General features: G+C 41.4%; 18 protein-coding genes, 1 tRNA gene and 1 pseudogene. 8 read left to right on the top strand and 12 right to left on the bottom strand.

Going from position 1 to position 25,081, the window contains the following annotated elements:
• Positions 1–39 precede the first annotated feature (39 nt).
• The 6 genes from G626_RS0113580 (at position 40) to G626_RS0113555 (ending at position 6,231) form a co-directional block, all read left to right on the top strand.
• A complete protein-coding gene (locus tag G626_RS0113580) occupies positions 40–897 on the top strand; it encodes a YitT family protein (protein WP_022933334.1) in 858 nt (285 codons plus the stop codon).
• Between the two features lie 69 nt (positions 898–966).
• Entirely contained in the window at positions 967–2,061 is a 1,095-nt protein-coding gene (locus G626_RS0113575) for a 30S ribosomal protein S1 (protein ID WP_022933333.1), read from the top strand.
• Positions 2,062–2,141: 80 nt separating this feature from the next.
• The gene (locus G626_RS0113570) at positions 2,142–2,819 is read left to right on the top strand and encodes an MBL fold metallo-hydrolase (protein ID WP_022933332.1); all 678 of its coding nucleotides are present in this window, start codon (positions 2,142–2,144) and stop codon (positions 2,817–2,819) included.
• Between the two features lie 39 nt (positions 2,820–2,858).
• Entirely contained in the window at positions 2,859–3,455 is a 597-nt protein-coding gene (locus G626_RS0113565) for an SAM-dependent methyltransferase (protein WP_022933331.1), read from the top strand.
• Between the two features lie 173 nt (positions 3,456–3,628).
• On the top strand, positions 3,629–4,654 hold the full coding sequence (locus tag G626_RS0113560) for a peptidoglycan DD-metalloendopeptidase family protein (protein WP_156003358.1): 1,026 nt from the start codon (positions 3,629–3,631) through the stop codon (positions 4,652–4,654).
• Positions 4,655–4,809: 155 nt separating this feature from the next.
• Positions 4,810–6,231, top strand: coding sequence for a lyase family protein (locus G626_RS0113555; RefSeq protein ID WP_022933329.1), 1,422 nt, complete (start codon positions 4,810–4,812; stop codon positions 6,229–6,231).
• A 129-nt stretch (positions 6,232–6,360) separates the two neighbouring features.
• Here G626_RS0113555 and gpmI read toward each other — a convergent pair whose 3' ends face one another.
• Together gpmI and G626_RS0113545 are read right to left on the bottom strand one after the other, a co-directional pair.
• Positions 6,361–8,016, bottom strand: a complete 1,656-nt coding sequence (gene gpmI, locus G626_RS0113550; RefSeq protein ID WP_022933328.1) for a 2,3-bisphosphoglycerate-independent phosphoglycerate mutase — start codon at positions 8,014–8,016, stop codon at positions 6,361–6,363.
• 161 nt (positions 8,017–8,177) lie between these two features.
• A tRNA-Ala gene (locus G626_RS0113545) sits at positions 8,178–8,251 on the bottom strand.
• Between the two features lie 157 nt (positions 8,252–8,408).
• Between G626_RS0113545 and G626_RS0113540 the strand changes: the two genes are divergently transcribed.
• Positions 8,409–10,115 carry a hypothetical protein gene (locus tag G626_RS0113540; protein ID WP_022933327.1) on the top strand — a complete coding sequence of 569 codons (1,707 nt, stop codon included), beginning with the start codon at positions 8,409–8,411 and terminating at the stop codon, positions 10,113–10,115.
• A gap of 70 nt (positions 10,116–10,185) precedes the next feature.
• Here G626_RS0113540 and G626_RS0113535 read toward each other — a convergent pair whose 3' ends face one another.
• The 6 genes from G626_RS0113535 to G626_RS0113505 form a co-directional block, all read right to left on the bottom strand.
• Entirely contained in the window at positions 10,186–11,373 is a 1,188-nt protein-coding gene (locus tag G626_RS0113535; protein WP_022933326.1) for an ABC transporter permease, read from the bottom strand.
• A gap of 39 nt (positions 11,374–11,412) precedes the next feature.
• Positions 11,413–12,099 carry an ABC transporter ATP-binding protein gene (locus G626_RS0113530; protein WP_022933325.1) on the bottom strand — a complete coding sequence of 229 codons (687 nt, stop codon included), beginning with the start codon at positions 12,097–12,099 and terminating at the stop codon, positions 11,413–11,415.
• A gap of 9 nt (positions 12,100–12,108) precedes the next feature.
• A complete protein-coding gene (locus G626_RS0113525; RefSeq protein ID WP_033421898.1) occupies positions 12,109–13,182 on the bottom strand; it encodes an efflux RND transporter periplasmic adaptor subunit in 1,074 nt (357 codons plus the stop codon).
• An 81-nt stretch (positions 13,183–13,263) separates the two neighbouring features.
• A complete protein-coding gene (locus G626_RS17730; RefSeq protein ID WP_022933323.1) occupies positions 13,264–14,724 on the bottom strand; it encodes an HlyD family secretion protein in 1,461 nt (486 codons plus the stop codon).
• A gap of 67 nt (positions 14,725–14,791) precedes the next feature.
• A complete protein-coding gene (locus G626_RS0113510; RefSeq protein WP_022933322.1) occupies positions 14,792–15,973 on the bottom strand; it encodes a TraB/GumN family protein in 1,182 nt (393 codons plus the stop codon).
• Positions 15,970–17,412: a tetratricopeptide repeat protein gene (locus tag G626_RS0113505; protein ID WP_022933321.1), complete on the bottom strand. Its 1,443-nt coding sequence runs from the start codon at positions 17,410–17,412 to the stop codon at positions 15,970–15,972. The genes G626_RS0113510 and G626_RS0113505 overlap by 4 nt, the downstream gene beginning before the upstream one ends.
• Before the next feature lie 57 nt (positions 17,413–17,469).
• Here G626_RS0113505 and G626_RS0113500 point away from each other — a divergent pair, with 57 nt between their 5' ends.
• Positions 17,470–19,296, top strand: a complete 1,827-nt coding sequence (locus tag G626_RS0113500; protein WP_022933320.1) for a hypothetical protein — start codon at positions 17,470–17,472, stop codon at positions 19,294–19,296.
• 50 nt (positions 19,297–19,346) lie between these two features.
• Here the strand turns inward: G626_RS0113500 and G626_RS0113495 are convergent, their stop codons facing one another.
• The 4 genes and pseudogenes from G626_RS0113495 to G626_RS18235 all read right to left on the bottom strand — a co-directional run.
• Complete coding sequence (locus G626_RS0113495; protein ID WP_033421897.1) at positions 19,347–21,452, bottom strand: SpoIIE family protein phosphatase; 2,106 nt, start codon at positions 21,450–21,452, stop codon at positions 19,347–19,349.
• A gap of 69 nt (positions 21,453–21,521) precedes the next feature.
• Positions 21,522–23,645: a DEAD/DEAH box helicase gene (locus G626_RS16805; RefSeq protein WP_022933317.1), complete on the bottom strand. Its 2,124-nt coding sequence runs from the start codon at positions 23,643–23,645 to the stop codon at positions 21,522–21,524.
• A 448-nt stretch (positions 23,646–24,093) separates the two neighbouring features.
• Positions 24,094–24,744, bottom strand: a complete 651-nt coding sequence (locus G626_RS16800; protein ID WP_051142244.1) for an IS110 family transposase — start codon at positions 24,742–24,744, stop codon at positions 24,094–24,096.
• 58 nt (positions 24,745–24,802) lie between these two features.
• A pseudogene (locus tag G626_RS18235) lies at positions 24,803–25,081 on the bottom strand (IS30 family transposase); the annotation flags it as partial.

Here is a 25,081-nt window from a genome sequence, read left to right as displayed (position 1 = left end):
ATTCTATATAATCATTTAAAATTGTGGTAAACTAAAAATATGAAAGATACAAGTCGACTTATATTGCGATTCCTGCTGGTTACTCTCGGTGCTTTAATTATGGCTGTAAACCTCAATACCTTTGTTCATGCCGCAGGACTTCTTCCTGGTGGTTTTACAGGAATAACTCTTTTAATTCAGGAAATCTTTGCAAAGTATCTTAATATTCATATTCCCTTTGTTGTTTTCTACTGGGGCCTTAATGTGGTGCCGGCTCTTATCTGTTTTCGTTATGTGGGCAAGCGCTTTACTCTTCTTTCTCTTTGGGCAATTATTGCATCCGGACTTTTTACAGATCTGCTTCCTGGCCTTGATGTAACCAGCGATGTTATGCTCTGTTCAATTTTTGGTGGCATTATTAACGGCGTTGCAATAAGCTTCTGTTTGTTAGCGGGGGCTACCAGCGGAGGAACAGATTTTATTTCAATTTATGTTTCTGAAAAAACTGGCCGCAGTATCTGGAATCATATTCTCTTTTTTAATGTGCTAGTTCTTGCAACTTTTGGCCTTTTGTTCGGCTGGAATAGAGCACTTTATTCAATCATATTCCAGTTTGTAAGTACCCAGATTTTGAATACGCTTTATAAACGTTATCAGAAATCAACTATTCTTATTATTTCAGAAAAAACTGATGAACTTGTTCAGGTGATACGTGATGTTACCGGTCACGATGCAACTCTTTTTACCGGCCAGGGCTGTTATCAGGGGGCAGAGCGAAAAATGCTTTATACCGTTGTTTCTTCTGATGAAGAGGATAAGCTTCTGCGTTCAATCAAAAAGACGGACCCTGCAGCCTTTATAAATATCCTTCAGACTAAAATGCTCAAGGGCAATTTTATTATGAAAAAACAGGATTAGATAGCATTTTTTCAAAAATTATATTACTATGCTCTCATTATAAATCAATGTATTTTGAGGAGTAAAAAAATGATAAATAGATTCAATATCGGCGACAGCTTTGAAACTACAGTTGTTGCAGTTACAGATACAACAGTTTTTGTTGATTTGAGCGCTAAGTCTGAAGGCGTGATTGATGTTGCTGAGTTTAAGGATGCAGACGGCAATGTAAGCGTAAAAGAAGGCGATAAAATAAAAGTCTTCTTTACCGGCGAAATTCACGGTGAAATGCGCTTTACTACAAAAATCGGCGGCAGCTCAGCTGATGATACAATGATTGAAAATGCTTATAAAGGTGGCATTCCGGTAGAAGGCCACGTTGAAGCAGAGATTAAGGGCGGTTTTGAAGTTAAGCTTGGCGGAAAGCGAGCCTTCTGTCCTTATTCTCAGATGGGCTTTAAAGATAAAAAAGAACCTGCCTTCTATGTAGGAAAAACTCTCAGCTTTATCATTACAGAATATAAAAATGATGGAAAAGACATTCTCGTAAGCAACCGCAAAATCGGTGAATCAGAATATGCAAACAAACTCGGTAAGCTTGCCACTCAGATTACCGAGGGGGCAGTAGTTACTGCCACAGTTGAAAGCATTGAAAAGTTTGGTGCTTTTGTAAACATTCAGGGCTTTAGAGCTCTTCTCCCAATCAGTGAGCTTTCTTTTGACCGCGTTGCTGATGCCGGTGAGGTTGTAGAAGTAGGGCAGGAGCTCAATGTAAAGGTTATCCACACAGACTGGAAAAACGAGCGTGTTAGTGTAAGCCTTAAGGCTCTGCTCCGCGACCCTTGGGAAGAGGCTGCAGAAAAGTTCCCTGTTGGCACAAAGGTAGACGGCAAAATCAGCAAGATTATGGACTTTGGTCTCTTTGTTAATCTTGATAAGGGAATTGATGGTCTTGTTCACATCAGCGAACTGGAAGGCTTGAGCGCAAATACAAACCTCCGCAAGGTATACAAGCCTGGGCAGGAAATGAGTGTTGTTGTAGAAAAGGTTGATGCTGCTGCAAAACGTATTTCTCTTGTTCCGGCAACTTCTAAAGAGCAGGATGATACAGCTGCCCGGTACATGAGCAGCCAGGATGATGACGGCGAAACTTATAATCCGTTCGCGGCGTTGTTGAAGAAATAGATTGCCACGTCGCTACGCTCCTCGCAATGACGACAAGGCTCTGTCATTGCGAGCGCAGCGAAGCAATCCATATAATTAAGATGTCTTTGATTGAAATAACCCCTGAAATCTCATATCTTCCCTCTGTTGAAAATCCCCTTTCGAGCGATGTGGTTTTTATAAAACCAGAAGGCTCGGATATCACCTGGATTTTCGACACGGGAACCTGTGGCGAAGCTGCAAACCTCATCAATCAGATAGAGGGCAAAAAGAATATCGTCATTTCTCATTTTCATCCGGACCACATTCTAAATCTGCTTAAGGTAAAATACGACAAGCTTTACGTTACAAAATACACAAAAAAATATACAAGGGCAGGGGAGATTGTGGAAGGCGAAGAGTCTTTTGCAGACGGCATAAAGCTTTATCCAATCCCTTCCAGCCACTCAAAAGGCAGCCTTGTTCTGGAATATAAGGACTATGCCTTTCTTGGCGATGCCACTTACTGTCATTTCCGTCTTTCAGCCCGGGAATATAACGTACAGCTGCTGGAACAGATGATTAAGAAGATGGAAGAAATTCAGGCTCCAAACTTCTGCCTGAGTCACGACAAAGGCTTTGTTCAGCCAAAAGAAAGCGTTTTACGAATCTACCGGAAAATCCTCGCCCGCCGTAAAGCCGGCAACCCTACAATCAATGTTAATGACTTTTTCAACGAAGACGGCGGCGTAAAAGAAAGCGAAGATGCCCTTGGGAATAACGCTAAGGTGAAAATTTAATCCTTAAATTCTCTTTTTTTCCTGCCGATAATCAACTATATGCCTAAAAACTCTTATGAAAAACCAGATTACTGGTCACAGAAAGCTTTCTCAGAAGGATATCCTGCACGCTCAGTTTATAAGCTCAAGGAAATTGATGAAAAATTCGGAATGATTAAGAAAAATTATACCGTTCTGGATTTGGGATCAGCTCCTGGCAGCTGGACTACTTTTTTGCTGCGCACAATGGATGGAACCGGTAAAGTTGTTTCCTGTGACTTGAATCCACTTTCAAAGTCTGTAAAGGGCGATAATTTGATTTTTATTCAGGGAGATCTTAATGCACCTGAAATTAGAAATCAGATCAAGAGTGAGGGGCCTTACGACCTTGTAGTTTGCGACGCAGCTCCAAAAACTACAGGAAATCGTACTGTAGATACAGCAAGAAGTGAACAGCTGGTTGAAATGGCTATCTGGTATGCACAGACCATGCTAAAACCGGGTGCTAACTTTTGCGTAAAAATCTTTCAAAATGGAGATCAGCAGAGACTCTTAAAGCTTATGCGCGAAACCTTTACTTCGGCTAAGGGTTTTAAACCGGAAGCCTGCCGTGCAGAGTCTTTTGAAACATATCTAGTGGGGATAAATAAAAAATGAGCGAAAAAATTGGGGAAAAGTCTTTTCTAAAAAAGTGTGAAGCAAGTCGAGAAGCCTCGTTTGAAACAAGGTCTGCGCCAAAAACAGAAAGAAAATTTGAACTGAATTTTGAGATAAGGCCGGAAATTAAGCCTCAAAAAAAATACTTTATTTCTGAAAGATTTCAATGTATAATGAATAAATTGGTAAAAAGTATCACTATGAGCTTTAAATCTAATTCAGTACAGGTAGTTTGTCTCTCCGTTTTGGGCTTTTGTGCCGGTGTTTTCTTAACTTGTCTTTTGATTACAGCCCGCCGTCCTGATTTCCGCCATGGTGTCGGAGGTCTTGAAACCACTGCCGAGCCTGAATATGAGGAAAATCTTTCAAGCCTGCTTGCAGACGTAGAAAATGACATTGCTCTTGCAGATGCTGCAGAAGATTCAGCCCTTACTGAGGCAGTCCTTCCAGAGTCAGATTCCATTATTACCTATCAGACCTACCGCGTAAAAGCCGGTGATATGATTGGTTTTATTGCAGATGCTTTTGATGTAACTCAGGATACAATTATCAGTGTAAATAACATCAAACAGAGTCGCCTTATTCAGCCGGGTCAGTATCTTAAGATTCCTTCAATGCCAGGAATTATTTATACAGTAAAGAAAAATGGTGAAACTGCTGCTACTATTGCAGAAAAATATAAGGTAAATGCCGAAAAGACAGCTTTTGCAAATAATATAAGCCTTGATTCAGAGCTTAAGGCCGGTACATCACTTTTTGTTCCGGAAGCAGAGCTTGACTGGGCAACACGTCAGGAAATTAACGGCGACCTCTTCAAAAAGCCTCTTCATGCCCGCTACTGGCTTTCTTCAAATTATGGCTGGCGTAATTCTCCATTTAATGCGGGAGCTCGTACTTTCCACGGCGGTATTGATATGGCAGTTTCTCAGGGAACTCCAATTTACGCAGCTCTGGACGGAACTGTTACTGCTGTAGGTTATAATGCAACTTACGGAAACTATGTAATCATTACCCATCATTCAGGATATAAGACTCTCTACGGTCATATGAAATCTACAGCCTGCCGCAAGGGTAACTTCGTTTATACAAATACTGTAATCGGCTATGTTGGTTCAACAGGTATGAGTACCGGTCCACATCTTCATTTTACAGTTTATAAAAATGGTAAGACAATTAATCCGATGGCGGTGCTTAATTAGTTCTATAACACGGTGGTTTCGATATGCCCTACGGGCTACTCAACCACCAGTGAGTTCCGGTGGTTGAGTGATGCGAAGCATCGTATCGAAACCACCATGCCAGACAGAAAGCTCCCTATTTTATTTTTCTCGCAAATTCTATATAATCTCACCTTATGGAAACACGAAACATTTTTGAAAACCTTTCTTGTATCGATCACAGATACTCTTTGTCGGAAGCCGATGCATTTGCCGGCCTTTCTAAGTATATTTCAGAAGAAGCTTCTATCCGTTCCTGCGCAAAATGTGAAGCAGCCCTTGTAAAAGCCCACCTTAAATTGCGCGGCAAGTTGACTGATGAGATTGCTAAAACTCTCGATGACGTTGCCGCAAATATCGACCCTCAGGAAGTTTACACAGAAGAAGAAAAAACAAAGCACAATATCCGTGCCCTTGTAAATGTAATGAAGACTAAGGTTGATTCAGAAATCGGACCTCTTATTCACCTTGGTGCTACTTCGGTTGATATTCTTGATACAGCCCTCAGCTGCCGTATGCGCGACGTTACTCAGAATGTTGTGCTTCCAGAACTTAAAAAGCTTGAAAATTATCTTTGTGATATCGCTGAGCGTGAATGCGCTACTCCACAGGTTGGCCGTACACACGGACAGCATGCTGTACCTATTACTTTCGGATGGAGCATTGCTGAGTTTGTAAGCCGCCTTGGAAAGTCTATCTTGCGCATTGAAGAACTCTCTAACCAGCTGGTAGGAAAGCTTGCCGGCCCTGTTGGTTCTTACAACGGCCCAAGCATGATTGTAAAGGATCCTGAAGAACTCGAGCGCACATATACAGAGTTCCTCGGCCTTACACCATCTGAATATTCAAATCAGCTTGTTGAACCTGAATATGTTCTCCGTCTCTTGCTTGAGATGAACGTAGCTTTCGGAATTATTGCTAACCTTGCAGATGACCTCCGCAACCTCCAGCGCTCTGAAATTGGTGAAGTATTCGAATACTTTGCTGCAACTCAGGTTGGCTCTTCAACAATGCCACAGAAACGTAATCCATGGAACAGCGAGCACGTAAAATCATTGTGGAAGGCAATGTGTCCACGCGTAATCACTTTCTATATGGATCAGATTTCTGAACACCAGCGTGACCTTACAAACTCTGCAAGCCAGCGCTTTATTGCTGATTATGTTTCTGGCTTTACAATGGCAGTTGCCCGCATGAACAGCGTTGTTAAGGGGCTCCAGGCTGATAAGGAAGGCATGGCAAGAAATCTCGAAAATGCCGGCGGAAAAGTTCGCGGTGGTGTTTTGGCTGAACCAGCTTACATCCTTCTTGGCGAAGCAGGCTACAACGACGGTCACGAAATTATCCGTAAGATTACCCTCGAAGCAGAGCAGAGTGGAAAGACCTTCTTCGAGGTTCTCAAGACTCACGAAAAAGAATACGCAGATATCACAGCCCAGCTGGAAAAACTCGGCGTAGAAAATCCTGCAAACTTCTTTGAGCATCCTTCTAACTACTGCGGCTTGGCTGCAGTTAAGTCTAAGAGACTGGCACAGAAGTATCGCGAACTTATGAAATAAATTTTACGTTAAATAAAAAAAGCGGCGGTGGTTGAGTGATGCGAAGCATCGTATCGAAACCACTACCGCTTTTTTTTGTAAACGGTGGTTTCGATACACCCTTCGGGTTACTCAACCACCGTATTATTTTTACTTCAAATTAATCATACTTGCATCATAATCACTAGGTGGCACAAATCCCATCAACATCATCAAAGTTGCAGGCCAAGACGAAATACCAAGTCCGCTGTTGAGCTCGAGTTCATACTCGCCCTTGTACTCTGGGTCGTAGATGATACCTGGAACAGGGTTCAAGCTGTGACTTGTCTTTGGCTTTGGTTCGCCGTCAGCGCCCATAGCAACAGAGCCGTCCTTCTTATGCTCGTACATATCGTCTGAGTTTCCGTGGTCAGCTGTAAGACAGAGAATACCGCCTGCCTTTTCAATAGCTGCCTTAAGGCGGCCAAGCTGAAGGTCCATACCTTCCATAGAACATACAACAGCGTTGAATACACCAGTGTGTCCAACCATATCTCCGTTAGGGTAGTTAAGACGGATGTGGTCATATTTTCCGCTTTCAATAGCTTCGATTACCTTGTCAGTAATTTCTGCACACTTCATCCAAGGGCGCTGTTCAAAAGGAACAACATCAGATGGAACTTCAATATATGTTTCAAGATTCTTGTCGAATTCACCAGGGCGGTTACCGTTGAAGAAGTAAGTAACGTGACCATATTTCTGAGTTTCAGAAATTGCCATAAGATGAACGCCAGTCTTTGTAAGATATTCACCCATTGTGCGGTCAATGCTTGGTGGGTTTACGAGGAACTGAGCCGGCTTGTGGTTATCTCCGTCGTATTCCATCATTCCTGCATATTCAACAGCAGGGCGGCGTACGCGGTCAAAGTGAGTAAAGTTGTCTTCTTCGAAAGCAGCAGTAATTTCAAGAGAGCGGTCACCGCGGAAGTTAAAGAAGATTACGCTGTCGCCGTCAACAATAGGTCCAACAGGCTTTCCGTCTTTAGCAATTACGAACTCGTGCATATCCTGATCCAGGAGGCCGGCATTTTCACTGCGGTAAGTATTGATAGCTTCTGTAGCGCTTGCAAACTGACGACCATCAGCAAGAACATGAGCGTGCCATCCGCGCTCTACCATAGACCAGTCAGCCCCATAGCGGTCCATAGTGATGTACATACGTCCACCACCAGAAGCAATCTGATAGTCAACATCGCTGAAGTCAGCAAGGAATTTTTCAAGTGGTTCAAAATATTCAAGGGCGGAAGTAGGTGGAACATCGCGACCGTCAAGAAGAGCGTGAACGCGGAGAGTCTTAACACCTTCCTTGTGAGCCTGAGTAATCATAGCCTTAAGGTGGTCAATGTGAGAGTGAACGTTACCATCAGAAACAAGACCAATAAGATGGAAAGTAGTTCCCTTGTCCTGAACATTCTTTACAAGCTTCTTCCATACAGCGCCTTCGAACATGCTGCCAGAAGCAATAGATTCACCAACAAGCTTAGCCCCCTGAGCAAAAACTCGGCCACAACCCATAGCGTTGTGACCAACCTCAGAGTTACCCATATCATCATCAGTAGGAAGACCAACAGCAGTTCCGTGAGCCTTGAGCTTAGTGTGAGGGCAGTTAGCAGTAAACCAGTCCAGGTACTTCATCTTAGAAGCCTTAACTGCATCTCCCTCTTCATACTTACCATATCCAACGCCGTCCATAATAACCAGAACAACAGGACCACGACGACCCTTCCATTTAGGGTTCTTTTCCAATGCATGCATTGTGTCTGCCATATATATTTTCTCCTATAAAATACTATATTTCTTTCAATAATATAATGAATTTGGGGAGTTTTTACAACGAGGGGGTATGCAGACTGGGCGTGCACGCGGGGGCCTGCAGACGGGATGGGCAAAAAAAAACACCTTCGAAAAGTTGAAGGTGTTTTCTGGGATGGAGAATAGGGGGTTCGAACCCCTGACCCTCGGCTTGCAAAGCCGATGCTCTAGCCAGCTGAGCTAATTCCCCAGAAGATGGTGTTATACTATAGTATTTTGACTTTTTGTGCAATATGATATCGGGATTTTATTGCGATGATACTTAGATTTTATTGCGATTTTGTATTTTATGCCTTATAATAAAATATTATAGATATAGCCTGATGGCTGTGCACAGGAGATGTTTTATGAGTGATGGATTGGATCCGGAAATTGCTGCGCTTTTAGATCAGTCAGGAGATAACGATTCTGCTAACCAGGCTTCGGCTGAATCAGCAGTTGCTTTTTCTCCAGATTCTTCTTCTGGCAATACTTCTGCACCTTCTTTTTCTTCATCTTCCGTTTCAAATAGATCAATTCATGAAGTTGATTTAAGTAAAAAAGAATTTGCTCCAATTGAAAAATTTGTCAGCGATACTCCTTCTGATGTTTATAATGATACTAAGTATTATAAAATTGCACTGACCGGCGAAAATCAGTCGGCTCAGCGTGTTCATCAGGTTCTTTCAAAATATCTTACCTGCCAGGATCCTAAAGACCGTGCTGTTTACCGCCAGCAGATAATTACAGCATACTGGGAACTTCTACGTGGAATGGTTGGAAAAATGGCTTATCCTGACACTCCAATGCCTAAGAAGATGCTGGTGCGTTTTGGGGTTCTTCTTCCATCTCTTTTCAGACAGGAATCAAAAGACTTCTTCTCGAAAATCTTTTTTGAAAATCGTGAAGGTGAGCCAATCATGTATGTTGATGAATGGTTCAAGGAAATTGCTTCCGGTCGAATGGGAAATTCTGCAACTGATGAAAAGAAGCAGGTAAAGACTGCCAATATGACTCCGGATCAGGCAGCTTCTGCAGAACAGTCCCGCCTTATGCAGCTGCAGTCAAAGAACTCTGGAAAGCTTCAGAGTGCAGAAAATGTTCTTGGAATTAAGGAAAATGAACGCCGTATGCTCGAAGGTGAGCTTCAGCGAAATATAGAAGATTTATGTAAACACAATCCAATTCTTGGACTTGATAATCATACAGCCGGCTATACAGAGCAGCAGAGAAAACTTCTTCCTGCTATTACAGATATCCTTCACCGCCTTTCAAAAAATGACAAGGAATTGTCTAAGGTTCTGGAAGAGTTTAAGGAAGCTAAGGCAACTTACGATAATGTTCAGGATAAGATTAATCAGGGTGGAGGAGCTTCTGTTGCTACAAACGATACAGAAGCAGTAAAAATTGAATTTGAAACTGTTCGCCAGATGGCAAAGATGACTGTAGGTCGCCGTGGTAATCAGTTCCCTATTTTTACACGTGAGTTTTACCACTGTACAGAACGTGGAACCGGAACCCGCGAAAATGTAATTGATGTTCTGCGCTGGATTGAAAGTCTGGATCCGGGCGTATTCCATCGTATTCACAAGAATATTCCAAATCGAATCGTACCTTATGTTTTGTTAGTACCAACTTACGGTGACCGTGGTTTCTGCTGGGAACCATTTGACCGTTATAACCGTGTAACAAGCCGTGGACGTATTGTTGTTCCAATGTATCCAAAAGATCTTAAGATTGCTGTTCTTACTGCCGTTGCTGATTTACGCTGGCAGGTAGCAAAGGAAAAGGCTTCTTACTATTGGATGGAGGAAGGTCTTACCGGTCAGTACTATCAGCATTTTGACCAGATGAAGCTTAAGGGAGATGTAAAGGAATTCTTTATTGAAGATTACATCCTCTGGATGACAAAGGAATCTACAGGTGTTCAGCGTCTTGATAAGGATGTTCGCGGAATCTTCTGGCGAAACATGCCTTATCCTAAGGAACTCAAGGAAGATTTGAGAAAGCGTTCTCTGGTTTACGACGAGCTCTGTAAGAAAGATGCCAACCGTGAAATGTCAGATGGATACTAATTCTAGATTGTCGGGTCAAGCCCGACAATGACACATCTGTCACCCTCGGGCTTGACCCGGGGGTCTTTTTTTATTCCCCGCTCAGCGCAATTACAGGATCCAGCTTTGCAGCCCTGCTTGCCGGATTCAATCCAAAAAAGATACCCACAAAAACAGAGAATACAAAAGAAATTAAACAGGCATTCCAGCTGATTATAAGCGCATTAGACTGCACATACTCTACAGCAAGACTCACCGCAATACCGACGATAATTCCCATTATTCCCCCAAGAAGGGTAATGCTTGCAGATTCAATCAAAAACTGCTGACGGATATCGGCCGGGCTTGCTCCAAGTGCTTTTCTTATTCCTATTTCCTGCCTGCGTTCAGTTACCGTAACAATCATTATGTTCATAATGCCAATGCCGCCAACTAAAAGAGAAATTGCAGCAATGGCACTAAGCATAATACTCATGGTACTGGTAATCTCGCTCATCTGCTCCAGCATAGACTGCATGCTGGTCACGTTTACATAATATTCAGAGCCAGTTTTTTCTGTGTAATAGCTTTTGATTTCTGTTGCAAGAGATACGGCCTTGTCTTGTGAGGTTGCCTGAACCATTACATTTGCAGCGGCCGGATTCGGTTTGATTTTCTTTGCATAAAAGCCGCGGGGAATAAAGGCAGATCCATTTTCCATTCCGGTTGTCTGTTCTTTTAAGACTCCTATTACTTCAAAGGTAAAGGTGGTTTTGCTTGCAACGAGAATTACCTGTTTGCCTACAGCATCTCCGTCCGGAAAATAATTTTCAGCAGTATCATGGTTCAAAATGATTTTCTGAGTGCCTTCCTCATTGTCGGTGACAGTAAAGAAGCTTCCTTTTTCAAGTTCAAGATTGTACATCTCCAGGTAGCCGCTTTCTATGGCAGAACAGTTTACAGACGATGAGGTTTCGCCGTAGGTCATGGTAACATTGAGGTTGTTTTTGTACCAGATTTTTTTGATGTCGGCAATGTTGTCAAATAATTCAGTACGGGCCGCTTCATCAAAAACGACAGATGAAGATGCACCGCGACGGCTCATAAAACCGGCACTAACATTTACCACATCAAGACCCGCACTGCCAAAGGTATTTTCAATCTGCTTAGTTGAGCTGCTTCCCATACTGGTAATTACGATTACAGATGCAACGCCTATGATTACACCCAGCAGGGAAAGAAAGGTGCGGGTTTTATTGCTCTTAAAGTTTTTGAAAGCATTAATGAAATCTTCTAACATAAAGTCTCCTTACAACGTGGTTTCGATACGTCCTTCGGACTACTCAACCACCGGCGCTACAAGCTGCCCGTCAAGTATACGGATGCAGCGTTCAGTTGACTCTCCAATCCGCGGGTCGTGGGTTACAATGATAATTGTGGTGCCCTGGTCGCGGTTTATCGCGCGGAACATTTCCATTACCTGCTTACCGGTTTCTGTATCCAGAGCACCAGTTGGTTCATCCGCTAAAAGAATCTTGGGCTGGGTAACCATGGCGCGGGCAATTGCGACACGCTGTTTCTGACCACCCGAAAGCTCGTGGGGTTTATGATGGATTCGTTCTCCAAGGCCTACCGCTTCCAGCGCAGCCTTTGCTTTTTCCATTCTTACGGCTCGCTCTACCTTCTGGTATTTCAAAGGCAGCATTACATTTTCCATAATGTTCATAGCCGGAATCAGATGATACTGCTGGAAGACAAACCCAACCGTCTGATTTCGGAGGAGAGCAAGCTCCTTTTCCGACATAGCGGCAGTTTCCCTTTCATTAATTTTTACAATGCCCGAAGTAGGGCGGTCCAGACAACCTATCATATTCATACAGGTTGATTTTCCAGAACCCGAAGGTCCCATGATAGAAACGAACTCACCCTGCTTAATATCAAAACTGATTCCACGTAAGGCATGAACCTCGTTTTCGCCCATGACATAGGTCTTTACAACGTTTGTCAGACTGACAACATTTTCCATATCAGCCTCCTACATTGGACCAGGTCCGCCAGGGAAGCCGCCACCTGGGAAGCCACCAGCCCCAGAACTTCCGTTGCCACCGCTTCCATTTCTTTGTGAGCCGCTGCCACTACCATTCCTGTTTCTGTTCATGCCAGAGCGTTTAGGAGTTGTCTGTTGAATCAGAACCTCGCCGCCTTCAAGTCCTTCAAGAACCTTTACATATTCATTACCATAAGGCTGAACCTTTACAGAAATTTTCTCATTTCCCTTGGCAAGTACAACATAAGGCTCTTTGTTTTCATAACCTATTGCATAGCGGGAAACTACAACATACTGCTCGGTTGGACTGATTTCAATTTTTCCTGTGAATGAAAAGTTTGGAAGAATTTCTTCCGGGTATTCATCAATACGAAGCTTTGCCTTTACAACAGTTGCACCACGCGAAGTAATTTCTCCAATTGCAGGCCAGCCGGTTACGTAGCCTGTTACACTTTTATTGCCGTAGGCAGGGAAGGTGAAGTTTACAGTCTGACCAACCTTGAGCTTGGAAACATCTGTTTCAGTTACTTCAACTTCTGCTGTAAGATAATCAATATTTACAAGAGTTCCTACGGTGTCTTTAGCTTCCAGGGAATCTCCAACAGCAACATCTAAATCCGCAATAATTCCGTCAAAGGTAGCAATAACCTTGCGGTCTTCCACCTTCTGCAAAAGCGAGTTCCGCTCAGTTTCCAGCAGCTTCAATTCACGCGCCGAGGCGGTCAGCTTCTTTGTTGCCATGTTGTATTCCTGTTTTTCCAGGTTATAAAGCTGCTCCGAATCATCCAGCTGAATAATTACATCGCCTTTCTTTACCTTGTCGCTGGCCTTTACGTAAACAGCTGTAACGGTACCTGCGCTGCGGGCCTGCAGAGTCTGCTCCTGGGCAGCGGCAACAGTTCCGGAGATTTCTATAATATTTTCATAAGTCTCCAGGTTTGCAGTATAGTAAACCTTTTCGCTTCCCTTCTTACTCAAGAGAGTTTTTAATACAAAAAGTCCGGCTCCAATAACAAGCAGAACTGCAATGCAGATAATAATAATTTTTATTTTTCGTTTCATAGTTCCTTCCTTATATATAATGTCATGCTGAACTTGTTTCAGCATCTTTATTATAGATCCCGAATCAAGTTCGGGATGACGTTAATTGTCACTAACAAAATTAGAAATTACATCGTCGTTATATATAATCAAATCAATAAGATTTGAAATTTTCTTTATTATGCTGCTGTTGAGATTATTCTTAGCAGAAAGATATTCTGTTTCGCTGGTATAGCCCTGCTTGTATAACTGAGCCATATCCTTTTCCAGTCCTTCGTACATAGAAAGATTTTCCTCAGCACTTTTCTTTTCCCAAAGCAGGGTATCCAGTTTCTGTTCAAGCTCGACAACCTTAGTTTCATAAGCTGCTTCTGCTGTCTGAATTGCCAGCAGCTCCTGTTCTTCTGTCAGTTCATTCTGCTGCTTTGTAATGGAGTTTTTACGGAAGGTGTTGGGGTTGAGCGTGGCGCTTAGGGTATAGGCCGGTGAGGTTTTAGAATTACTTTCACTTGTATTTCCCACCGGCATACTGATTCCGGCTCCAAGGGTAAGTCCCCCGATGCTTCCGCTTAGCCCTGCATCAATAGAATCTGATTTTGTAGAAGAATTATCAAAGGTGTAGCCTGCACTGGCAGAAAGACTGTAGTTCTTTTTAGAAGAACGCTCCATTGAATTGATGTAGTAGGTCCAGTTTGCGCTTTCAATATCAGTGTAAAGTTCCTTGTCAAAGTCTTTAATATCAACAGCATCAACCTCTTCAATTCCGGCCGGAACAAAAGTCATTAGGTCTGCCTTGTCATCAATCTCAAGGTCATAGCCGCATTTTTTATAGAAGACAACGCAGTCATATTTAAAGCTGTGAATGGCAGAATCTACATCATGCTGGTCTGAAATAACCTTGAGTTCTGCCTGTCTGTAGGTGGAAGAAGCTTTTGAATAGCCCTGAATCTTTATAGCCTCAAAAGAAATGGAATCTTCATAAAGAGTCTGGCGTTTTGTCATGATGGAATTGATTGAGGTAAGAAGGCCTTTAAGGGCAGTGTAAAATTCTTTTTCAGCTGCAATAGCACGTTTCTCAATTTTCCTCTGAGCTTCGGTAAGGTTGCGTTCTGCCTTAAGCTTTGTAAGTTTGTTAGAGATTAGTGCAGAAGAGATTATATCTACTCCCAGAGAAAGAGAAGTGTCGCTGAGCTTTGTGCCATCTGATTCTGAAGAATAAATTGTCTGTGCCGAAACAGAAAGATTCGAAGCCTGGGGAAGGCTTGCCTTTACCGAAGGTTTTGCTGTAAGGTCTGCTCCGTCGTCACTTACCTGCAGTGTTACAGTTCCGCTGGAAAGGGTAACATCAAAGCCTGTGTCTATTTTTGCACTCTGATAAGAAAGAGCAGCTTTTTTTGCGGCAAGGGTAAGATTCTTTAGTTCTGAATCATTTTCAACATAAGACAGAAGCAGGGTAGTGGTATCAGGAATTGAAGCCTTCAAGACAGCATCGGTATTTTCTGCAAAAGCAAGATTTGAGAAGACTAGTGCTGCTGTTAAAAAAAATAAGTGGTTTCTTTTCATTTGTTCCTCGTTTATAAGATAAACCGAAAACAATAAAAAAAGAAACCACTTTTTGTGAATATAAGAATTATCTTATGTTACTTAAGATTCCAATAATATCTGCACCGCCGATAAAGGTGCCCAGTGTACTTCCGATTGATGAAAGTATAAATACCAGCAGGGTGCGGAGAATTCTGTTTTTGTAAAAGCCCTTGAGGTTTACATCATCCTGCAGAGTTTCCATATCGCTTATTTTTGGCTTACAGACAAGAGCCTGAACAATTGCGGTACAGAAACCTACACCTATAAAAGGACAAAGAGATGTAAAAGGAGCTGCTACGAAGCCCACAAGAATTGCAAGCGGGTGACCAAAAGCAATTGCAGTAAGAAGAGCTGCAGGAATTGCATTCCAAAGGAACCAGGTAGAAAGTATTTGTGCTCCTGCGTGGACTCCACCATAAATAAAGCCTGCCACAATAAGACCGATAATACAAGCCGGAATCAGGAAGGCTAAAATCTTACCCGCAATACCAGGCTTTGGAAGCTGGCTGATTTCTTCTACATCGGATGATTCAGAGCCGGCTCCTAATTTTTCAAGATGAGCCTGAACTCCCGGCAGGTGGCCTGCACCTAAAACTGCAACAATATTGTTTCCTTCAGATTCCCAGATTTTAGAAGCAAGGTACTGGTCGCGCTCATCAATCAAAACCTTTTTAATGACAGGCATAGATTCAGAAAGCTCATCCATCATGGAATCCATTTCATTACGTTCTTTGAGTTTTTCTATTTCTTCAGGTTCAATTTCTTCTTTGCTGAAGGCACTGGAAAGCAGCATGGCAAAAAGCTTGCATTTTCCCCAGAAAGAGTTTTTGCCCCAGGCACGTTTTAAGGTAATCTGAATAGGACGGTCTACCAGGGTACAGCGGATATTTGCTTCTTCTGCGGCATTCATTGCCGCAATCATTTCATCGCCAGGCTTTACACCTGCATTAAGCCCCATTCTTCTCTGATAAGAAGAAAGAATAAGGTTTGCCAGCAGCATAAAGCCTTCTTTTCTTTTTAATACTTTTATAAGGTCCAGCTGACTGTAGCGTGACGGATTTTTGATTGAATCGGCACGCTTTTCGTCTAGCTCTACGGCTACACAGTCCGGCTGTATATTTTTGATTGTTTCTTTTACTTCTTCAACACTTTCTTTTGAAACATGAGCTGTACCTACGAGCGTAATTTTACGTCCGCCCAGTTCCAGCTTAATCTGAGTCTGGCTCATTGCAATCCCCATTCGGCAATCCTGTATTCAAAGAACATAGGAGCCTTCATACTTGTAACTTTAGCATAATACTCTCTTGCGAGGTCTTCTGCTTTGTTCAATTCATAATAAAGTCCCATGTAGAATAACATTTTACCGCGGTTATTGCTATTAGTTTCTTTTGTGATTTTCTGTACGAGATTTGATTCTGCATTTCTGTTGTAAGGATCATTAAAGAAGCGTACCAGTGCATATTCGTTTGATGCTGCATCAAGCTTTTTGAGCTGTTTTGTAAGTACATCCTTTGCCTGAAGAGGCTTGTTAAGCTTAAAGTAACATGCTGCAATCATAAGTGTATAAGCATAGCTTGGGCTGTATTCATAAGTCTTGCTGAAATATTTAATTGCGTTCTCGTAATTTTTAGCACGATATTCAAGAATTGCTGTAGATTCATAGGCATAAAAATACTTAGGGTTAGTTTCAATTACCTTATGGTAGTTTTCAAGAGCTTCGTCCCATTTTCCTAAATCATCATAATTTCCTGCCAGATATGCATAGGCCAGGAAGTAGCTTGGGTCTAGTTCAGTTGCTTTTTTCCAGGCATTTGCTGCATCATCAAATTTTCCCTGATAGCGCAGATAGGTTCCGTAATCCATCCAGTAGTCGTAGTTGTAAGGATCCTGTTTAATAGCCTGCTGAACATATTTTGTAGCACGCAGATAGTTGTCGTCTTCGTAGGCAAGCTTACCCATATAGGCCAGGGCAGGGGCATTTTCAGGGTCTTTATCAAGAATCTGCTGGAAGGTTTCGCCGGCAGTTTTTACATCATCTGTATAATAAGACATCTGTGCATAGCCAAAGAGGGCATCTGTATTTTCCGGGTCACCGCGAAGAGCTTTCTTATAAGAATCACGTGCCAGCTTATATTTTTTGTTTACGGCATATTCTTCTGCACGCTGAATGTTTACAGAAGCATTATAAGGGTCTGTTGCAAGAATGCGGTCTGTTGTGGCCTTGTAAGCTGCTTTATCGCCTTTAGCTTTATTGCACATAGAAATAAGCTCAAGGGCTTCCATATTATCTGAATCTATAGCAAGAACTTCGTTTGCTGTAGCAATTGCATTGTCATACTGGGCATCAGAATAATAAAGGGCTCCAAGAAGATTTTTAAGCTCCAGATCGTCTTTAAGGGAAGAAGGAATTGAATCAAAGTGAGCAATTGCCCCCTTTGTATCGCCTTTTTCGAGCATAGCCTGAAGCTGCTTAACGAATTTTACGTTTGGAGGATCTTCCGGCTCCTTCTTTTTTGTCTCTTTTTTAGCTTCAGTTTTTACTGCCTCTGGCTGAGACTGAGTTTCTGCAGAAGGCCTTGTAGCACAGCCTGAGATAAAAAGTGTAGTGGTAAAAAGTGCAGCTGCGGTAAGAATCAGAAGAAGCTTTGACTTAATTGTCTTAATCATTTTTCTTTCCTTTATATAGTTGAAATTAACCGAATCATTGGCTAAACTGTATTTACAATGAATTTTCGGATATTAAAAAAAGCATTAGGACTGCTTATTGTCGATATCGTTATTATCATCGGCATTTTTGTCCTGCAATTTAGAACAGATTCCACAATTATAAAAAAAATCGGAAACCTTCAGATAACCCTCGAAACTCAAAATGAGCAGAACGGCATAATAAGTTATAAAAATAAGGCTAGAATCTCCTATAATGGCATTAATTTCTTCTTTGATGAGCAGAATCCTGCCTCTATAAAAAAAGACAACAGAGAATCTACTGTAGTACTGCAGGATGTAGTACAAAATGAAGAATTATCTATTACATTAAACTTCTCAGAGGATGTAAAGGTTACGTTTGAACTTGCTTCTGCAGATTTGTCAGCTTCTCTTGCTATTCTTACTGATTTACCTGATGGAGTTTCAGACTTTTCAATGCCTTACAGTTATTCCTCTAATATGACTGTTCAAAAGGTGGAAAAAGACAGCATAGTATTTGGCGGAAAACGTAATGCCTGGGAACTTTCAGGACATTCTGTTCGTGCCGGATATTTTGATTTTACACCTCGAAATTATGTTGCTACATATTCTGTTTACAATGCAGATCAGAAGTTTACCTTTGAGGATATCGTAAACGAACCTATAGCAAATGCGGCTGAATTCTCAAAGACAATTGCTCAGCTTAAGAGAAATCTTATCAGTGCCTTTGAATCAAATAATGTTGAATCTAATATTACAGAGCAGGTTGCTGTTTCCTTTGTTGCAGCTCAGGCAGAATCAGGAAACTATAACCGTGCAGTAGAAATGGTTCCTGACAGCTTAAAGAAGAGTCGCCAGAGAACTTATCTTTCGGCTCCATATTTCAATACACTGGAAGATATGAACGTAAATCTTGAAAAGGCAATGAAAGATTATGAACGCCGAATAGCAGATTCAGCAGACCGTGGAAGCTTTGATTTATTTACCGTTCATAAGATTGCCGACTTTATTTATCTGAATCAACAGCAGAATTCTGTTACTAAGCTTTTGAATAATGTTGCTTCTGCAGATATGGAAACTCTTACAATTGCACAGATTTCTGGTATTATACAGGTTTATACAGACCTTGCAGAGCTTTCTTCTTCTTATGCAGCTATTCTTGAGCCAGTTCTGGAAGCCGGAATTGAAAGAATCACAGATGCCTGCAAGTTCGAAGGTAATATACTTACAATTTCAGAAAATGATACCTTCCTTTCTGTAAATCAGGCTGTTGAAACTGGTATTGCCCTTCTTCGTTATGGTAAAGCAAGTGCTAATGAAACACTTGAAAAAGCCGGATATGCAATCATTAATTCATATCTTTCTGAAAGTTCTTCATTTGATTTACGCACTCTCAGTAATCTCTATGCTGTTCTTGCTTATGATAATATCTTCTATCCTCATTTTGAAAAGGTTGATGAGTCTGACGGCAAAACAATCTGGGCCTGGACTTGTGCTAAATCAATCAGACTTAATAAAACAAAAGAAGAATACAGCTTTACAATTGATTTCCCTGAGGGTGATACTCATTATATTATTCTTAAGGGTATTCCTCCGTTTAATTCAATTTATATTTATGATATGGCATTCCGTACAGACCCTCGCTTCGAAACCTATAACTCTTCTGGTTATGTTTATAAGCGTCCGTCAGAAACATTGCTGCTTAAGTCTCGTCATAAGACTGAATTTGAAAAGGTTCGCCTTGTTTATAAGGAATCTAAACCGGCACCAGCTCCTGTAGTTGAAGAAACTCCTGCACCGGCAGCAGAAGAAAGTGAACCGGTAGAAGAACCCGCTGAAACAGAAAGCACAGAAACAGAAGAATAGATTGCTCCGGTGGTTGAGTAGCCCGAAGGGCGTATCGAAACCACCATGTTCTATATCTCTTCGATATAGTCTTTAGAATTTACTCGCTTAAGAACAATAAGTGTTATATCATCAGTAATTTTTTCCGAACCTACAAAATCAGCAAACTTATCCATAATGCGGTTCATAATCATAATGGCACTTTCTTTATGATATAACTGTGCTGTTTTTATGATACGTTCCTTTCCAAACTCTTCACCCTTGTGGTTCATACAATCAGTAAGTCCGTCTGTGTAGCAGATGATTATATCATCCTGGGCAGCACGGAAGTTCACAGGAGGGAATGAAACGTCTAGACCTTCAACACCAAGAATACCATATTGCTTTTCAGTATCCTGTTTGAGTTCAATTACAGTATCCTCTGCGGCACTGTAAAGAAGAGGATATGGGTGACCTGCATTTGCAAATTCTACACTGCAGACATCCTTTTTGTTGAATTCACTAAAGCGGAAAAGAAGACCGGTAATATAGTTTTCAACATTTACCTTTTCTTTGATATATGATTTGTTGATGTCTTTAAGAACATTTGAAATCGATTCATCCTGATTCATTCCGTTTATAAAATGCTGGCTGATAATGCTTTTTGCAAGAATAGTCATAAGACCGGCTGGAATGCCATGACCAGAAACATCAAAAATACCAATTCCATCAAGAATGCCTTCGGTAAAGTAGTAGTCATACAAATCACCCGAAACATTATTGTCCAGAGCGTTATAGGAAATTGCAAGTTCCCAGCCACGGAAGGATTTGTTTTTTACAGGTAAGAAGTTCTTTTGAACATGTGCTACAGTTTCAAGACCTTTAGAAAGTACATAATTTGCTTCTGAAAGTTCTTTTGTTCTGAGAGCAACTACATCTTCAAGGTGATTAGAAAACTCAGAAAGCTTGCTGTTTAATTCAGTGTTATGCATATACATAGCACCAAAACGCAAAAGAAGGGATCCTAAGAAAATCCACAAAGTTACCTGCCAGCCGTAGATTGTGAAGAATGGCAGATTATTATTCAGATTTCCAAGTTTAAGTATTATGTCTAATACTACACCAGCAAGAACCGGAGAAAAGCCGGCAATAAGATAAAGAGAGTTCTTTCTTGTTTCTTTATGAATGATAGAAATAATAAGTTTTGGAATGCTGAAGCAGAACTGCATCAAACCAAAAACAACTATATAAGGCATAAAGCTGTTAAGGGCTTTAGTTGTTTTTAATGAGAAAGCAATTGCCAGAGGAATTATAAGGAAGATTAATCTTGTAATGATTTCCCATTTTTTTTCTTTTTTACGCAAATAAGAAATGATAAATGAATTTGCAAAATAAATGGTAGTAAAGGCTCCTCCATAGAAGAAGAAGCGTATCAGCATGGTATAAGATAACCATCTTGGTTTTGCCCAGGCCACTTCAGATGCAAAGAAAGGCAAAAGGAAGTGTATGGTATAAAAATTCAAAAGGGCAAAGAAAAGATAAACATTTCTGCCTTCATAATTCTTCATGACAATGTAGAGGAATAAATACATGAAGAATATAAGAAGCATTACACCGGCAAAGGAGAGTGTGATTTTTGAGTTATAAAAGGTAATTGTCTCGCCGTAAGTATGCACGTCTGGCCTTTCTCCAAGGAACATTTTATTAGAAATACTGCCAAAGGCATCTGGCCAGACTTTTATAAGTACAGTATTTAAGCCGTTTTGATTTAAATCGGATTTTGAAAACATAAAATACTGGCCGGTAAAGCCTGCACTGTTTTCCATTGGAGGAAAATCTCCATACTGACGGATGGAAATATTGTTCAAAAAGAGTAAGTCTGCACCACGGATGTAGCCTATAAAAAGACCAATATCTTTATCTTTGAATTCTTCCGGAAGTATAAACTGAATCTTTAACCAGAGGTTGTTTCCCTCTTTAGAAATCAGTTTTACAAGGGACCTCATATTTTTTTTATCAAGATGTTTGAATTCTCCAATACGGGGTAAAACGTAGCCGGGCCCTTTATCTGGAGTAGTTTCTATATAACTTATATAATTTGAAACGTCGTAACGATAAAACTTTGGTTTGCCACAAGATGAGAAAAAAATGCTTGTGAGAATAAGAGTTATAAAGGGAATAATAAACTTCTTCTTCATCTTAATTCTATATTATAAACTACAATATAGAAAAAAGATAGAAAAAAAAGAGCTTGGTTTTATATGGAATTAGAAGCGTTCTGCCTTTTTGTTTGCCTTTTTATAAGCTGCGGCGCCACCGGTTTTGCGTGATGATGAACGTTCGGTCTGGGCGTGAACGTTAGGCTTGCTGCTCTTTGCGTTCAGGCGGCCGCGTAGGGCTTTTTCTGATTTGCCAGAGTCGCGTTTGCCACGGGCAGGGCGGTCGCTGAGGCCAGCACCTTCCTTTCGGCCATCTCGTTCTGCAAAAGCAGCCTTGCGGGTACGGCGTGAGCCACGGTCTTCTTCCTTATCATCATAATGCATGTGAGGAATTTTTCGATTAGACTTAGAAAGCTCAATGGCCTTGCGGGCAGAGGCTACCGGCAGGCTTACAAGAGAGAACTGCTGGGCAACATCAATGTCGTCTACAAGGCGGCCAGGAATATGAAGCAGCTCGCTGAAGTAATCTGCAATTTCGCGTGCATGGTAGCCGTCGCGTTTTCCGAGTGAAATAAAAATACGTTTCTGGTCGCCGCGTGGGGCAGCTGATTTAGTATTGATTTTTCCGTAGTGTTTTGCAGAGAGCTGGTCGCCATATACAATAGAAAGAACTCCGGCTAAAACCTGCTGAGGCTCCTGATTTTCGCAGAGGGCTGCGGCCAGGTCGGTGAAGGTCTGGGTAAGGAGTTCGGTACGTACGGTGGTTGAGGGCCCTTTACCGGTGGTTGAGTAAGCCGAAGGCTGTATCGAAACCACCTGTGCTGAAGATTCTTCGAGTTCTGCGGTGGTTTCGATACGTTCGCTCTGCGAACACTCAACCACCGGGCTTTCTGAGGTCTCTTCGTCGGTGGTTGAGTAAGCCGTAGGCTGTATCGAAACCACAGGGCTTTCGCTTGTGATAAACAACTTTTCTTTGAGTTCTGCAATTACGCGTTCGTTCTTAACAGCGAGAACTTCTTTTACTTCAGGAATCTTTCCTTCTATAAAATCACTCTTGGTTGCCTTTTTGATATTCTTGGAAAGGAAGCCAAGCTTGCGGCGTTCTTCTGGTCTTACAAATGTTACGGCAATTCCTTCTGTTCCGGCGCGGCCTGTACGACCAATACGGTGAACATAAGTTGCAGTATCAAAAGGAAGAGAGTAGTTTACAACATGGCTTACACCCTTGATATCGATACCACGGGCAGCAACGTCTGTTGCAACGAGAATACGGGTCTTTTTCATGCGGAAGCGTTCGAGAACTTTTTCACGCTGATTCTGCATGATGTCTCCGTGAAGGGCAGCGGCTTCGTAACCTCGGAGGTCCAGTTCACGGGTAACGCGGTCTGCATCAGACTTAGTCATTGTAAAAACAAGACCGTAGAAGTCCGGAGAAATGTCGATGAGGCGGACAAGAGCTTCAATCTTTTCACTTTCCTTTACAACCCAGTATTTCTGGTCGATAAGGAGGGCTTCGTCAATTACGTTTTCCTCTTCAATAATATCATATTCGCCCATAAAGTCGCCGGCAATCTTTAAGATTGGGGCTGGCATAGTAGCGCTGAAAAGGAGAATGCGACAGTCAGGATTTGCGTGACGGAAAATCTCTTCGATATCGTCAATAAATCCCATGTCCAGCATTTCATCACCTTCATCAAGAATGAAGTATTTGATTTTGCTCAGGTCAAGAGTCTTGCGTTCGATGTGGTCTTTAATACGGCCAGGAGTTCCAACTACAACTTCGCAGCCGCGCTTAAGATCTTTAATCTGATTAGCATAAGAAGCGCCACCGTAAAGTACAGTTGTACGAGGGTAGGCATCAGTTGCAAAAGACTGCATCTCTGTGCAGGTCTGAACTGCAAGCTCGCGGGTTGGTTCAAGAATCAAGGCTTCTACGTGGTCCGATTTACCGCGTACATTCTGAATGATTGGCAGTCCAAAAGCTGCAGTTTTACCTGTACCGGTTCGGGCGCGGGCAATCAGGTTAGTATCGCCGGTAAGAAGGCGGGGAATAGCAAGCACCTGAATAGGTGAAGGAGTAACAAAGCCTTTTTTCTCAACGGCTTTCAATGTGTATTCATCAAGTCCTAAATCTTCAAAAGTAACAGTGTCTGGAGTTTCGTTTTCGATTTTGTCTTCTGTGAATGTCGATTCTGCAGTCTGATCTGCAGTGTTTTCAATAAAATCTGTCATATAAGTCCGTCTAATATACAAGAAATAGTAAAGTTTTGCAACAAATGTCACAGTTTGCAATGATGTATACTCCCCGTTTACTTTTATAAATATCACAAAATAAACGGTGGTTTATAAAATCTCATGGGCGTGAGTGAAGACGATGCAAAACTGCCTCTCGAGCTTTTTGGCGCTAATATGTTGTGTCTTCTGTCAAGAACAAAAAACAGAAAAAGATTTCTCGGCAATTTACCACTCTAATATTCTTGGATCATGAATAAATCATGCCATATAGGGCAATGGATTCTCCGAAGTTCTTATCGTCTTAGCTCGGGCATAGTAATTATTATAAATACCGCCAGCAGCGCCAATCAAAGATAACTAATCCTTGTCGTCTGTATTTTTGTTCTTTTTGCAGAACAGCTACAAAAAAAAGCTTTTAAACTCTCTCTCTGTTTTTATATTTAATTCAGGCAATGTGATCTGTCATCATTCCCCAAATAAAACATGCCAGTTCGCGTGCAGCTGCCGTTGTTGCTACATTTGCTGATTTTCCCCTTAATTCTAAATAAGCTATCTTACTACGTAATCTGTAGCGACATTTATCGGCATATGCAATAACCTTTGGATCTTTTTCCTTCTGCCGATCTAATAATCGTTTTGACTTTTTCCCCTTGATGCTCGTTTTCTTTATACTTTTTGCACATTCCGACAATAAGCACCGTAGTTCCCTGTCTCCAGATTTTGTTATTCCTAAATGTTTTTCCTTCTGGCCACTAGATTTCTCTCCACATGTTAATCCTAAATAGTTTGAAAAATGATATGCTTTTTCAAATCTGTTAAAGTCACCGACTTTTGAGACTATAGTCACGGCCGATACTGTTTCAATTCCACAGAAACAAACAAGTTTATCAACCTTATCTTTAACCGCAGGGTCTAGTGATATTTGTTTCAACCGATTTTCTATAGCTTTTATCCTTGCTTCATAAGTATTTACTGAAATCATGTATTCATTTAGAGCTTCATTCAGATAATCTTCTTCAAAATGAATTTTGTTAAGCCAGTTACGATATTTTAGCGTCCAGGTATTTCCTTCTGCAAATTTCTTATCATGACGCAATAAAAATGTAACTTGTAAATAATAATGTCGCCAGTTTCTTTAAACTGGTGATATTTTTTTATATTGGAATCTTAAAATTCATACCTATATGTTTTTGAAGTTCCAATTCTGGAGTTGACCCTTTAAGGATTTTTCTCGGATAGTTATTCATCCATTCCTGAACTTCAGCAAAAAGTTTTGGATTCAATTTAGAAAAATCCGTTCCCTTTGGATAAAATCGTCTGAATATCCTGTTGTGATTTTCATTAGTTCCTCGCTCACTTGCACAATAAGGATGCGCAAAATACAAACAAGTTCTTTTTCTTCCATCCTTAGAATTTTCAATTCCTGAGAAATC

Origin of the sequence: Treponema bryantii NK4A124 (assembly GCF_000421345.1) — a bacterium.
Lineage (GTDB): Bacteria > Spirochaetota > Spirochaetia > Treponematales > Treponemataceae > Treponema_D > Treponema_D bryantii_B.
The sequence above is the reverse complement of the archived record's forward strand: the minus strand, read 5'-3'. Positions and strand labels throughout refer to the sequence as shown.

Excerpts from the sequence above, each read along its gene's own strand:
- G626_RS0113580 (WP_022933334.1), top strand. The coding sequence starts at position 40 with ATGAAAGATACAAGTCGACTTATATTGCGATTCCTGCTGGTTACTCTC.
- G626_RS0113575 (WP_022933333.1), top strand. The coding sequence starts at position 967 with ATGATAAATAGATTCAATATCGGCGACAGCTTTGAAACTACAGTTGTT.
- G626_RS0113570 (WP_022933332.1), top strand. The coding sequence starts at position 2,142 with ATGTCTTTGATTGAAATAACCCCTGAAATCTCATATCTTCCCTCTGTT.
- G626_RS0113565 (WP_022933331.1), top strand. The coding sequence starts at position 2,859 with ATGCCTAAAAACTCTTATGAAAAACCAGATTACTGGTCACAGAAAGCT.
- G626_RS0113560 (WP_156003358.1), top strand. The coding sequence starts at position 3,629 with ATGAATAAATTGGTAAAAAGTATCACTATGAGCTTTAAATCTAATTCA.
- G626_RS0113555 (WP_022933329.1), top strand. The coding sequence starts at position 4,810 with ATGGAAACACGAAACATTTTTGAAAACCTTTCTTGTATCGATCACAGA.
- gpmI (WP_022933328.1), bottom strand. The coding sequence starts at position 8,016 with ATGGCAGACACAATGCATGCATTGGAAAAGAACCCTAAATGGAAGGGT.
- G626_RS0113540 (WP_022933327.1), top strand. The coding sequence starts at position 8,409 with ATGAGTGATGGATTGGATCCGGAAATTGCTGCGCTTTTAGATCAGTCA.
- G626_RS0113535 (WP_022933326.1), bottom strand. The coding sequence starts at position 11,373 with ATGTTAGAAGATTTCATTAATGCTTTCAAAAACTTTAAGAGCAATAAA.
- G626_RS0113530 (WP_022933325.1), bottom strand. The coding sequence starts at position 12,099 with ATGGAAAATGTTGTCAGTCTGACAAACGTTGTAAAGACCTATGTCATG.
- G626_RS0113525 (WP_033421898.1), bottom strand. The coding sequence starts at position 13,182 with ATGAAACGAAAAATAAAAATTATTATTATCTGCATTGCAGTTCTGCTT.
- G626_RS17730 (WP_022933323.1), bottom strand. The coding sequence starts at position 14,724 with ATGAAAAGAAACCACTTATTTTTTTTAACAGCAGCACTAGTCTTCTCA.
- G626_RS0113510 (WP_022933322.1), bottom strand. The coding sequence starts at position 15,973 with ATGAGCCAGACTCAGATTAAGCTGGAACTGGGCGGACGTAAAATTACG.
- G626_RS0113505 (WP_022933321.1), bottom strand. The coding sequence starts at position 17,412 with ATGATTAAGACAATTAAGTCAAAGCTTCTTCTGATTCTTACCGCAGCT.
- G626_RS0113500 (WP_022933320.1), top strand. The coding sequence starts at position 17,470 with ATGAATTTTCGGATATTAAAAAAAGCATTAGGACTGCTTATTGTCGAT.
- G626_RS0113495 (WP_033421897.1), bottom strand. The coding sequence starts at position 21,452 with ATGAAGAAGAAGTTTATTATTCCCTTTATAACTCTTATTCTCACAAGC.
- G626_RS16805 (WP_022933317.1), bottom strand. The coding sequence starts at position 23,645 with ATGACAGATTTTATTGAAAACACTGCAGATCAGACTGCAGAATCGACA.